The 12,528-nt window shown below is 68.6% G+C and carries 10 protein-coding genes; 2 read left to right on the top strand and 8 right to left on the bottom strand.

Annotated elements, in window-relative coordinates; translation table 11 throughout:
- Positions 1 to 114: 114 nt before the first annotated feature.
- Entirely contained in the window at positions 115 to 1,818 is a 1,704-nt protein-coding gene (locus tag ABD260_RS03855; protein ID WP_344231897.1) for an ATP-binding cassette domain-containing protein, read from the bottom strand.
- A 179-nt stretch (positions 1,819 to 1,997) separates the two neighbouring features.
- A complete protein-coding gene (locus ABD260_RS03850) occupies positions 1,998 to 3,185 on the bottom strand; it encodes an MFS transporter (RefSeq protein ID WP_344231896.1) in 1,188 nt (395 codons plus the stop codon).
- Between the two features lie 78 nt (positions 3,186 to 3,263).
- On the opposite strand from ABD260_RS03850, the gene ABD260_RS03845 reads away from it, so the two are divergent.
- On the top strand, positions 3,264 to 4,136 hold the full coding sequence (locus ABD260_RS03845) for a LysR family transcriptional regulator (RefSeq protein WP_344231895.1): 873 nt from the start codon (positions 3,264 to 3,266) through the stop codon (positions 4,134 to 4,136).
- A 13-nt stretch (positions 4,137 to 4,149) separates the two neighbouring features.
- On the opposite strand, the gene ABD260_RS03840 is transcribed toward ABD260_RS03845, so the two are convergent.
- The 4 genes from ABD260_RS03840 to ABD260_RS03825 form a co-directional block, all read right to left on the bottom strand.
- The gene (locus ABD260_RS03840; RefSeq protein ID WP_344231894.1) at positions 4,150 to 5,463 is read right to left on the bottom strand and encodes a M16 family metallopeptidase; all 1,314 of its coding nucleotides are present in this window, start codon (positions 5,461 to 5,463) and stop codon (positions 4,150 to 4,152) included.
- Positions 5,460 to 7,688 (bottom strand): polyribonucleotide nucleotidyltransferase, encoded by a 2,229-nt coding sequence (locus ABD260_RS03835; protein WP_344231893.1) that lies wholly within the window; start codon positions 7,686 to 7,688, stop codon positions 5,460 to 5,462. Before ABD260_RS03835 ends, ABD260_RS03840 begins: the two co-directional genes overlap by 4 nt.
- Positions 7,689 to 7,978: 290 nt before the next feature.
- Positions 7,979 to 8,251 carry a 30S ribosomal protein S15 gene (rpsO, locus tag ABD260_RS03830; protein WP_184833659.1) on the bottom strand — a complete coding sequence of 91 codons (273 nt, stop codon included), beginning with the start codon at positions 8,249 to 8,251 and terminating at the stop codon, positions 7,979 to 7,981.
- 147 nt (positions 8,252 to 8,398) lie between these two features.
- Positions 8,399 to 9,361, bottom strand: a complete 963-nt coding sequence (locus ABD260_RS03825; RefSeq protein ID WP_344231892.1) for a bifunctional riboflavin kinase/FAD synthetase — start codon at positions 9,359 to 9,361, stop codon at positions 8,399 to 8,401.
- A gap of 152 nt (positions 9,362 to 9,513) precedes the next feature.
- Here ABD260_RS03825 and ABD260_RS03820 point away from each other — a divergent pair, with 152 nt between their 5' ends.
- Entirely contained in the window at positions 9,514 to 10,533 is a 1,020-nt protein-coding gene (locus ABD260_RS03820; RefSeq protein ID WP_344231891.1) for an SGNH/GDSL hydrolase family protein, read from the top strand.
- A gap of 40 nt (positions 10,534 to 10,573) precedes the next feature.
- Here ABD260_RS03820 and ABD260_RS03815 read toward each other — a convergent pair whose 3' ends face one another.
- A complete protein-coding gene (locus tag ABD260_RS03815; protein ID WP_344231890.1) occupies positions 10,574 to 11,470 on the bottom strand; it encodes an NAD-dependent protein deacetylase in 897 nt (298 codons plus the stop codon).
- 56 nt (positions 11,471 to 11,526) lie between these two features.
- Positions 11,527 to 12,513, bottom strand: coding sequence for an acyltransferase domain-containing protein (locus ABD260_RS03810; protein ID WP_344231889.1), 987 nt, complete (start codon positions 12,511 to 12,513; stop codon positions 11,527 to 11,529).
- Positions 12,514 to 12,528 lie beyond the last annotated feature (15 nt).

Raw genomic sequence — 12,528 nt, 5'->3', positions numbered from 1 at the left:
CGGTGAGTGTTCGAACCCCTGCGTACTGTGCTGAGGCGCCGCGATCACCAACCTGCGGCCGGCAGGTTGTTTCGCCGCTGCCGTGTTGCAGCACGCCAGCGGTCACATAATCCGTCAGCCCTCAGCCTCTTGAGCCGCGAACAGCTGGGCGAAGCGGCCGGTGGGTTGGGACATCAGCTCCGCGTACGTTCCTTGCTGCACCACCGCACCGGCGTCGATGACGTAGATGCGGTCCATTTCGCGCAACGTCCAGGCGCGGTGCGAGACGACGATGGTGATTCGATCGGCGCTGGTCTGGCGGAGTTCGGCGAAGATTTCGCGTTCTGCTTCGGCGTCGATCGCGGAGGTCGGTTCGTCGAGGATCCAGACGCCGGCGGCGCGGAGGCGGATGCGGGCCAGGGCGAGGCGCTGCCATTGCCCGCCGGAGATGCCGGTGCCGCCCCATTGCTGGCCGAGGCGGGTGTCGAGAGGTAGGTCGGCGGCGAAAGTACCGGCGAGGGCGCGGCGGACGGCGTCGTCCGGTGCGGTCGCGGGCGTACCGAGGCTGACGGTGTCCCGGAGGGTGAACTCGAAGCGGCCGAACTCCTGCACCAGCAGGCCGAAATGCCCGAGCCGTTCGGTCTCGGTCATGGTTGCGGCGTCGCGGCACATGTGGCTGTTGATGAGTACACGGCCGCCGTCCGGCTTCAAAGTTCCGACCAGAAGGTTGATCGCTGTCGACTTCCCGGCGCCGTTCACGCCGACCAGTGCGACCATTTCGCCTCGGCGGGCGACGATGCTGACGTCGCGGAGCGTCGGCCCGGCGGCGCCCGGGTACTGGAAGGTGACGTTCTCCAAAGCGACGGATTCGACGAGCGGTACCACGGTCTGCGATGCCCCGGCGGGCACACTGCTGATGAAGCGCCGGTAGATCATCGCCTGCGGAGTCGCGGTGACGATGCTCCCGAACGCGTACCCGCATTGGCGGATCGCGTTCAGACCGGTGATTGTCCCGGCGACGGCGGCGGCCGCTGCTCCCCCGTTCGCGCCACCTGTCACGAGCGCGACCAATGCGGCACCGAAGAGCATGACCGTGACCAAGGCCGCGGCGAGCTCGAAGTTCAGCGCAGTGCGGATCATTCGATCGAGTACGCGAGTCGCCCGCGACCGGCTGTCGGCGATCAGCGCGGCGACCTTCCACGCCGACCCGAGCACCGCCAACTCGGTACCTGGGCGTTGCTGGATCAGTTGCTCGGTCGCGTACGCCGCCGCGCGCTCGTACGCCCCGACCTTTGGCCAGCCTCTCGCCTCCATCCGGGAGATCAGGGTGAACGCCAGCACGGTCGGCACCAGCGCTGTGAGTACGAGAATCCCCGAGAGCAAGTTGATCGACGCGATCGTCACGCACAACACGACCGAGGTCACCGCCGCACTCAAAACCTGCACCGGCTTACCGGCCAGGTCACTCATCGGGTGGGTCGCCGCCTGGCTCGCCTCCAGGTCGGCGACCACCTCGGGCTCGGCTAGGCGCCCCGGACTCAGACGCGCGGCCGCATACGCGAGCTCGACCCGAAGCTGCAGGCGCAACCGCAACATCAACCGCTGGCCGATGCCGTTCGACACCTGCGTCAGCGGGTACATCGCCCCCACCACGACAGTCAGGCCGGCCAGCGGCGGCCAGCTGTCGCCGCCTTCGACCAGGTCCCGGATCAGGACGACCTGTGCACCGGGCAGCATCGCCAGTACGAGCTGAAGCGCGGAGTACAGCGTCAGCCAGCCGGGCGCGACCCGAACCGCATCCACCAACGCCTCACGGGCAGTACGAAACGCATCGAGCACGCTGATCCTCTTTCACGCAGAGCAGGCCGGAACCGCGCCGGGAACCCAGCGCGAATCTCGTCGGCCGTCAAATGCGTGTCATCCCAGCAAGCGAGCCCAGCCCGTGCGTCCAGGGATCCAGTGGCAGATCACGTGTGACGTGTTCCCCGACAACCTACCCCGCGGCGAGGCCGGCCGCATCACGTGAGTTGCGGTTTGGTGGTGAGGGTTAGGAGGAGGGCGGTGGTGGTGAGGGTGATGGCGAAGTAGATGGTGGTGATGATGCCGGTGTGGTCGGCCAGGAGGCCGCCGAAGAGGGCGCCTAGGGCGATTGAGGTGTTGTAGGCCATGGTGTTCAGGGACATGGCGGCTTCGAACGTGTTCGGCGCGGCCGACTGGGTGAGGTTCACCTGGGAGAGTTGCACGACGCCGAAGGACATGCCCCAGAGGACAAGCGTGATGACCTGGCCGACTGGTGAGCTGCCTACTAGCAGGAGTAGCACGAGTGCTGCGGCTACGCCGGTGGTTCCGAGCATGAAGCCTGCGCGGGCGTTCCAGGCGACCACGCGTCCGCCGACGAAGTTGCCTACGGCAGCCGCGGCGCCGTACGCCATCAGCACCGCGGTGATGAAAGCGGGACTGACGGACGATTCGCCTTCCAGATAAGGCCGGACGAACGTGTACGCGCCGAAGTGGCCGAGCACGAACAGCATCACCATCACCATTACGAGCCGCAGCCGCGCGTTCTGTACGGGCAGTGCGAACACCGCACGTACTGGCACCGCGTTGTCGGACGGCAGCGAAGGAATCGCGGCCACCACCGCGATGAGTACGAGCAGACTCAAGCCCGACCAGATCAGGAAGGTCCTACGCCAGTCGGTGTGGCTCTCGAGGAAGATGCCGAGTGGGATGCCGACCACTGCGGCGACCGAGATGCCGGACATGACGGTCGCGGCCGCCCGGCCCGCGTCGCGCGGTGCGACGAGGCGCATCGCCATGCTCACGCCGATGGCCCAGAAGACGCCGCTGGCGAACCCCATGCCCAGCCGGGTCACCAGCATCAGCGCGAAGTTCGGCGCGATCGAGGTCACCAGGTTGCCGATGGTCAGCACGGACAGGAGTACGGACAGCAGTACGCGCCGGTTGACGCGCCGGCTCCACGCGACGATGAACGGTACGCCGAGGCCGGCCGAGACGCCGTACAACGTCACCATCAGGCCCGCGACACCGACGGGAACCCCCAGGCTGCCGCTCAGCGGGCTGAGCAGGCCGACCGGCATCAGCTCGGTGGTCAGGAACACGAACAGGCTGGCGGTGATCGCGGCGACCCCGAGCCACGAGCGCACCGTCGAAGCACGCTCTTCCAGGACGACAGATTGATTGGTCACGCAGCCAGCTTCCGGCCGATCGATCGATGAGTCCAATACATGTTTGTCACCGCATCGATCGTGATTCACGATAGATCCATGGAACTCCAGCAACTCCGGTACGTCGTCGCGGTCGCCGAAACCAGCAGCTTCACCCGGGCCGCCGAGCGCTGCCTGGTCGTACAGTCCGCGCTCAGCCACCAGATCGCCCGGCTGGAACGTGAACTCGGCGCCCGCCTGTTCGACCGCACCAGCCGCAGCGTCCGGCTGACCGCGGCCGGTACTGCCTTCCTCCCGGCGGCGCGGCAATGCCTGGACGCAGCCGAGCGCGCCGCCGCGGAAGCAGCCGCGGCGGTCGGCATGGTCCGCGGCCGGCTCGCCGTCGGCTTGATCCCGACGGTCGCGGCGGTCGACATACCCGCGGCGCTGCGAGACTTCCGGCGCGACTACCCCGACGTACGGATCTCGATGCGGGTCGGCGCCAGCGAGAAGCTCGCCGACCAGGTCAAGGAAGGCATTCTGGACGTGGCGTTCCTCGGCCTGCCGACCAGCATTCAGCCGCGCGGCGTGGCGGCGCGCGAGCTTGCCCGCGATCGGCTGGTCGCCGTCCTACCACCGGACCACCCGCTGGCCGCCGAGCCCACAGTCACCCTGAAGCAGCTGGCGAGCGAACCGTTCGCCGACCTGCCACCCCGCACCGCCGGACGGCTGCAGAGCGACCGGGCCTTCGAAGCCGCCGGACTCGTCCGTGATGTCGCGTTCGAGGTCAGCACCGCCGAGTTGATGGCGCGGCTGGTCAGCGAACGGCTCGCCGTCGCTTTGTTCGCCTCGACCTACGCACCCCAGCTGCCCGGCGTCGCGACCGTCGAGATCGAGGACGCGCCGGACCGGGTCGAGTACGTCGTCTGGAGCGCGGCCGGCCGCTCACCCGCGGCGGCCGCCTTCCTCGCGCTCCTCGGCCTCACAGGCTGAAGGCTCCTCGGCCTCACAGGCTGAAGGCCGTGGTGTCCTCGTCGAACGGGCCCATGACGGTCAGGGCGGGGGTGGCGGCGTACAGCTCGGTGGCCAGGGCGGTGACGTCGTCCAGGGTGACCGCGTCGATGCGGTGCAGGAGCTCGTCGACCGTCGGGAGTTCGCCGTAGACGAGCTCGGCCTTGGCGATCCGGGTCATCTTGGCGCCGGTGTCCTCCAGGCCCATCACGACCGAGCCGCGCATCTGACCCTTGCCGCGGAGGAGTTCCTCGGCGGTGATGTTGCCGTTGGCAATTGATTCGAGCTCGGCGCGGATCACGTCGAGGACCTCGGGCGCCTTCTTCGGCAAGCACCCGGCGTACACACCGACCATCCCGGCGTCGGCGTACGCGGAGCCGAACGTGAACACGGAGTACGCCAGCCCGCGCTTCTCCCGCACTTCCTGGAACAACCGCGACGACATCCCACCGCCGACGATGCCGTGCAGTACGCCGGCCACGTACCGACGCTCGTCGCTCCGTACCAAACCGGGCATGCCCATCACCAGATGCGCCTGCTCGACATCGCGATGGTGCACGCGGACCCCGCCGTACGTAGGCACGCGCCGCGCCGCCGCTGCCCGTACCGGCGCAGGCGAATCCTCCGCCGTCACCCAATGCCGCTCAAAAGCCTTGCGAACAAGGCGTACGACGTCAGCATGATCGACATTGCCCGCGACCGAAACGACGATGTTCGACGGCTTGTAGCGACGGCGGTACCAGCCGACGACCTGCTGCCGGGACAATCCGGCGACCGATTCGGGCGTACCGGTGATCGACCGGCCGAGCGGCGACCTGCCCCACAACTGTTCGGCGAACAGATCGTGGATGTGGTCCGACGTCTCGTCGGCGTGCATCGCGATCTCTTCGTCGATCACGTCCCGCTCGCTCTCCACATCGGTGGAAGTGAGCGTCGCGGAGGTGATCATGTCGCAGATGACGTCGACCGCGAGCGGCAGGTCGGTGTCCAGCACCCGCGCGTAGTAGCAGGTGTACTCCTTGCCGGTGAACGCGTTCATCTCGCCGCCGACCGCGTCGATCGACGCCGAGATCTCCAGCGCGTCGCGCCGCTCGGTGCCCTTGAACAGCAGGTGTTCGAGGAAGTGCGTCGCGCCGGCCAGCTGCTCCGGCTCGTCGCGGGAGCCGACGCCGACCCACACGCCGAAAGTGACCGAGCGGAAGCCCGGTACAGACTGGGACAGCACGCGAAGCCCGGAGGGCAGGACCGTCCGTTTGACCGGACCGCCCGCCTCCGGGCTCAGCAGGGTGCTGGTGATCGCTCGGGTCACTCGGCGGACTCGAACGCCTTCTTCTCTTCGGTCGGCTTGCCGCCCTCTTCACCCTCGATCACCGGGATCAGCGAGAGCTTGCCGCGGTCGTCGATCTCGGCGATCTCGACCTGCAGCTTCTGCCCGACCGACAGCACGTCCTCGACCGCCTCGACCCGCTTGCCACCGGCCAGCGGACGCAGCTTCGAGATGTGCAGCAGGCCGTCCTTGCCCGGCAGCAGGCTGATGAACGCACCGAAGTTGGTCGTCTTCACAACCGTACCCAGGTAGCGCTCGCCCTTCTCCGGCATGGTCGGGTTCGCGATCGCGTTGATCGCGGCCCGGGCCGCCTCGGCCGACGGGCCGTCGGTCGCGCCGATGTACACGGTGCCGTCGTCCTCGATCGAGATGTCGGCGCCGGTGTCCTCGGTGATCTGGTTGATCATCTTGCCCTTCGGGCCGATGACCTCGCCGATCTTGTCCACCGGGACCTTGACCGAGATCACCCGCGGGGCGAACTCGCTCATCTCACCCGGCGCGTCGATGGCCTTGGCCATCACGTCCAGGATCGTCAGCCGGGCGTCCTTGGCCTGGGTCAGCGCACCCGCGAGCACGCTCGCCGGGATGCCGTCCAGCTTGGTGTCCAGCTGCAGGGCGGTGACGAAGTCCTTCGTACCGGCGACCTTGAAGTCCATGTCGCCGAACGCGTCCTCCGCGCCCAGGATGTCGGTCAGCGCGACGTACTGCGTCTTGCCGTCGACCTCACCGGAGATCAGGCCCATCGCGATACCGGCGACCGGCGCCTTCAGCGGGACACCCGCGTTCAGCAGCGACAGCGTCGAGGCGCAGACCGAACCCATCGAGGTCGACCCGTTCGAGCCGAGCGCCTCGGACACCTGACGCAGCGCGTACGGGAAGTCCTCGCGGGACGGGAGCACCGGAACCAGGGCCCGCTCCGCCAGCGCGCCGTGGCCGATCTCGCGCCGCTTCGGCGAACCGACCCGGCCGGTCTCACCGGTCGAGTACGGCGGGAAGTTGTAGTTGTGCATGTAGCGCTTGCGCGTCTCCGGGGAGAGCGTGTCCAGCTGCTGCTCCATCCGCAGCATGTTCAGCGTGGTGACACCCATGATCTGGGTCTCGCCGCGCTCGAACAGCGCCGAGCCGTGCACCCGCGGCAGGACGCCGATCTGCGCCTTCAGCGGCCGGATGTCGGCCAGCCCGCGGCCGTCGATCCGGACCTTCTCGGTGAGCACGCGCTGCCGGACCAGCTTCTTGGTCAGCGAGCGGAAGGCTGCGGACAGCTCCTTCTCGCGGCCCTCGAAGTCGGCGGCCAGCTTGTCCACGGTGGCGGCCTTGACCGCGTCGGTGGCGTCCTCACGCTCGTGCTTGCCGGCGATGGTCAGCGCCTGCGCCAGCTCCTCGCTCGCGGCGGCCTCGACCGCGGCGAACGCGTCGTCGGCATAGTCCGGGAAGACCGGGAACTCGCCCGTCGGCTTCGCGGCCCGGGCGGCCAGGTCGGCCTGCGCCTCGACCAGGGTCTTGATGAAGCCCTTGGAGGCCTCCAGGCCCTCGGCGACGATCTCCTCGGTCGGCGCCTGGGTGCCGGCCGCGACCTTCTCGAAGGTGCCCGGGGTGGACTCCGCCTCGACCATCATGATCGCGACGTCGCCGGTCTCGGTGACCCGGCCGGCCACCACCATGTCGAAGACCGCGTCCTCGAGCTCGGTGTGGGTCGGGAACGCCACCCACTGGCCGTTGATCAGCGCGACCCGGACGCCGCCGATCGGGCCGGAGAACGGCAGGCCCGCCAGCTGCGTCGACATCGACGCCGCGTTGATCGCGAGCACGTCGTACAGCTTGTCCGGGTTCAGCGCCAGGACCGTGATGACGACCTGGATCTCGTTCCGCAGGCCGGACACGAACGACGGCCGCAGCGGGCGGTCGATCAGCCGGCAGGTCAGGATCGCCTCTTCCGAGGGCCGGCCCTCGCGGCGGAAGAACGAGCCCGGAATCCGGCCCGCGGCGTACATCCGCTCCTCGACGTCGACCGTCAGCGGGAAGAAGTCGAACTGGTCCTTGGGCTTCTTGCTGGCCGTGGTGGCCGAAAGCACCATCGTGTCGCCGTCGAGGTAGGCGGCGGCGGAGCCGGCGGCCTGCTGGGCCAGGCGGCCCGTCTCGAAGCGAATGGTGCGGGTGCCGAAGCTGCCGTTGTCCAGCACGGCCTCAGCGAATTCTGCGCCGTCCATCGGCGCGTTGGTGGATCCCGACACGGGATACCCCTCTCTCACAGTGTGACGACTGCGAGGCGCGAGCTTCCGGGGTGCCGGTCTTCGATCGAGGCCCGCGGGTCCGTCACCAGCTGAGCTGGTGTCACCCGAAAGCCACTACCGAGGACCGGTCGTCCTCCCGCCACGCGCTTCGCGTCGCCTCGTTTCGTCTGCTTATTCAGTTGTCGGTATTCAGTTGTTTCCGGCGCATCTGCGCGCGGATACGCCAAGAGCGGCCACCCGAAGTCCGGGGGCCGCTCCTCGCGACGTCATCGACGAAGGCCGAGCCGCTCGATCAGGGACCGGTAGCGGTTGATGTCCTTCTTCGCCAGGTAGTTCAGCAGCCGGCGGCGCTGACCGACCAGAAGCAGCAAGCCACGACGGCTGTGGTGGTCGTGCTTGTGCTCCTTCAGGTGCTCGGTCAGGTGCGAGATGCGGTAGGTCAGCAGCGCGACCTGGACCTCGGGGGAACCGGTGTCACCCTCGGTCAGGGCGTACTCACCCATGATCTTCTTCTTCGTAGCAGCGTCAACAGCTGACACAGGCTTCCTCTCGATTTCCGTTGCGCGGCGCACCGGGGCATTCTCCACCCGAGCACTCTCGATCCGCGGCCGTTCAGACGGCAGCAGCCAGCGTATCAGTCCGTGGACGGCCGACCCTAATCAGCCCTGGGTCAGCGCTGGTCGGCGCTAGTCGGTGCTCAGCAGCCGGCGGGCCCCGTCGACATCGGCCTTCATCTGCACCAGCAGCTCGTCGATGCTGTCGAAGCGGATCTGGGTACCGCGCAGCCGGGCCACGAAGTCGATCGCGACGGTCGCGCCGTACAGCTCGAGGTCGTCCCGATCCAGCACGTACGACTCGACCCGGCGGTCGACGCCGTCGAAGGTCGGGTTGCTGCCGACACTGATCGCCGCGGGCAGCCGATCCGGGTACGCGGGTGCGCCGGGCGCGGACGTCAGTACAGTCAGCCAGCCCGCGTACACGCCGTCCTGCGGGACCGCGGCGCCCGGGTCGGCCGGGATGTTCGCGGTTGGGTACCCGAGCTCGCGACCGCGCTTGTCGCCCTCGATCACCACGCCGGTGACCCGGAACGGCCGGCCGAGCGCCGTAGCGGCGGCCTCGACGTCACCGTCGGCGAGCCGCTCGCGGACGTACGTCGACGACCAGGGCTGCTGCTCCCCCGCCAGGCTCAGGCCTTCGACCTGGAAGCCGTACTGCGTGCCCGCCTGGACCAGGGTGTCGACGTGCCCGGCCGCCTTGTGGCCGAAGCGAAAGTTCTGGCCGACGACGACGGCCTTGGCGTGCAGCGCGTTCACCAGGACGCGCTCGATGAACTCCTCCGGCGGCCAGCCCGACACCTCCTTGGTGAACGGGAGGATCAGCACCGCGTCCGCACCGTGCTGCCCGAGCAGCTCGGCCCGCTGCTCCGGCTGGCTGAGCATCAGCGGCGCGTGGTCCGGCCGCAGCACCCGCATCGGGTGCGGGTCGAACGTGAGCGCGACCACCGGCAGTCCGCCCAGCTCGGCCGCGCGCGCCTTGGCGTGCGCGAGCACCTCCTGGTGACCCCGGTGGACGCCGTCGAAGTTGCCGATGGTGACGACCGACGGCCCGAACTCCGGGCCGATCTCGTCCACTCCGTGCCAGACACGCATAGGAAGAGGATTCCATGCTTGTTGCTACCCCGCCCCACCGCCCCGGTCGGCCCACGAGGACATTCCTCCCACCAGGTCCACGATCACCCCTTGTAATCGCACAGTGACTCAACTTAAGGTGGGCCGCGCACTGCAGAGCCTGGGGAGGTCTCGTGAATTTACGCCGTCTGGTCGCCGTCTGCGCGGCCGTGACGCTGGTGGCGGGGATGCCGGTCGCCAACGCCGCGGCGACGCCGAGATTCAGCAAGTACGTGGCGCTCGGCGACTCGTACACGGCCGCTCCGTTCGTTCCGCTGCCCGAGGTGCTGTCGCTCGGCTGCTTCCGCTCGTACAGCAACTATCCGAAGCAGCTCGCGGAGAAGTTGCACGTCCGCGAACTCACCGACGTCAGCTGTGGCGGCGCGGACACGACGAACATGACGAAGCCGCAAAGCACCCTGCTGGGCACGGCGGCACCGCAGTTCGACGCGCTGACACCGGACACCGATCTGGTCACGGTCGGGATCGGCGGCAACGACTTCGGCGTGTTCGGCAGCATCATCGACACCTGCCCGTCGCTGCGCGCCTCCGATCCGGCCGGCGCGCCGTGCAAGGCGCATTTCACGGTCGACGGTGTGGACACGCTGCTCGCCAAGATCGCCCAGACCCAGACCCGGATCACCGGCGTCGTCGAGGGCATCAAGGCACGGTCACCGAAGGCGAAGATCCTGCTGATCGGGTACCCGAAGATCGCCCCGGAGCACGGCACCTGCCCGTCGATCCTGCCGTTCGCGACCGGCGACTACGCCTACCTGTACTCGATCGAGCAGGCGCTGAACCAGGCCGTGAGCAACGCGGCGAACGCGGGCGGCGCGACGTACGTCGACACGTTCAACCCGTCGACCGGGCACGACGCGTGCGCGCCGGACGGTCAGGCGTGGATTCAGGGCAAGGACATCAACCTGCTCCGCGCGTTCAGCTACCACCCGCGGTACGAGGGCCAGGCCGGCGTGACCGCGCTGACCTACAAGACGCTGGCCGGCGTACCGGCTGTGGTGACCGCCGCCGAGCAGTCCGCGTGGGCCGCTCAAGGACGGAAGCTGGCCAAGCAGGCCGCCGCCGCACCCCGACTTGTTTCACCCCAGGCCGTCGAGGCCTCCCTGAACCGCGGACGGACCAGCGCGCAACGCTGACCCTTTCCAATCCGTACCGCGGACCTCGGGCCGGGCCACCTCACGCGTGGCTCGGCCCGCTGGTTTTCTCGACCAGTTCGGTCAGCGCCTGACCGAGCGGCAGCTGGACGCGGACGGTCGCGTACGGGTCGCCGCGGGTCAGTCCTTGGTTGATGATCAGCACCGGCGTACCGGCCTTGGCCGCGTACCGGACGAAGCGGAAGCCGGACATCACGGTCAGGGACGAACCGAGGACGAGCAGCGCGTTCGCGTCGTCGATGAGCGTGTAGCAGCGCTCGACGCGGTTCTTGGGCACGTTTTCGCCGAAGAACACCACGTCCGGTTTGAGTACGCCGCCGCAGACCGTACACGGGACGACGGTGAACGTGCGGACGACCTCGTCCGGCAGCTCGACGTCGCCGTCGGGGTTGATCCGGGTCGCCTCGGCCGTGAACGTACGGTTCGCGTCGCGGAGGCGCTGGTCGAGGAGCTCGCGCGGCGAGGTGGTACCGCAGTTCAGGCAGATCACGCGGTCCAGATTGCCGTGCAGCTCGATCACGTCGCGGGCGCCGGCGGCCTGGTGCAGCCCGTCGACGTTCTGGGTGATGACCCCGCTGACGAGACCGCGAGCCTGCAAGGTGGCGACGGCGGCGTGACCGGAGTTCGGTGCGGCGCGGGCGATCGTCCGCCAGCCGAGGTGACTGCGCGCCCAGTACCGTTGCCGCCCGGATTCACTGGCCACGAAGTCGCCGTACGTCATCGGGGTGTGCGTCCGCAGACTGCCGGTCTCGCCGCGGTAGTCCGGGATCCCAGACTCGGTCGACAGCCCGGCACCGCTCAGTACGACGACTCCCCCGGCAGCCACCAGCTCCGCAACCGGCCCCACGTCCGTCGCCCCCGGCTCCAACGCCAGCACCTCCGGGCCCGGGGCCCACTCCAACGTCGGACGAGAACGCACCCCTCCAGCGTACCTGGGCCGGTCTGGGGGTTGCGGTTGTCAGAGCGCCGCCGCTTTCAGAGGGGGAACCAGCCGGTGCGGAACTGCCACGGCCGGCCGGACCGGATGTGCCGGACGACGGCACGCTGCAGCGTCGTTGCCTGGGGCAACGTGTCGAGCTCCGGCAGAGAACGCTTGAAGAGGAACTCGACGACGGTCACGCTGTCGTCCTTCTCCACCGCCGGCAGCAGCTCGAACCGGCGCTGAAAACGGATGAGGTTGGTCTCGGCATCCAGGTACTCGGCCAGTTGCGGATCGAGCACCCAGGAGACACAGGTCGCGTACGCGTACTGCTCGTCGGCGTAATGCGCCCGGAAGAAGGCCCGCGCCCGTTCCAGCGCCGCGTCCACGGACTCGGGCGTGAGCCGTCCCTCCGGAATATGCAGCCCAAGCACGGGCTCCCCCGCCGCCGGACCACCTTCATCCCGCGCGTCGAACCAGCAGCGCTGACGCTCGAAGTGCAGGCGGTCGAGCGCGTAGATGGCGCCACGGAAGTGGTGGGTCACCCAATTCTGCGTATGCAGACCACCTTCGCCATGCAGCGCCCGCCGATTGGCCATCTGCGCCCCGAGTACAGCAAGGATCGGCCAGGAATCACCGTCCGCGATCCCGCGGTCCGCGTGGCAGGCGCGAACGGCGGGAAGCGTGGCAAGGAACGCCCACACGTAGACGAACCGCCCGACCGCCCCCGTTTCCGGCGGGAGATCCGGCCAAGGCGGCAACGGTCCGGTCGTACCCATCCCGCGTACGAGCTGGTGATGGCACCGCTCCAGCAACCACCACAGCGCGGCGTCCCGCACCGGATCAGGCCGACTCGCCAGGACCTCCCGCCGATCGTCCTCACTCAACCCAAGCCGACCATCAACCTCCCCCAGGCTGACCGGCACGGGCGGCGGGCCGACCTCCGCGAGCACCCGCACCTGCTCCACTGCCGCACCGCTCAACCCCAACTCAGCCGCAACCCACGCGACCTCAGCATCCGCACCCGCGCCGACCACAGTCATCTCCGCTCATTTTCC

It is taken from the genome of Kribbella hippodromi, from assembly GCF_039531045.1.
Lineage (GTDB): Bacteria > Actinomycetota > Actinomycetes > Propionibacteriales > Kribbellaceae > Kribbella > Kribbella hippodromi.
Note: the sequence above shows the minus strand (reverse complement) of the source record. Positions and strands in the feature narration are given on the sequence as shown.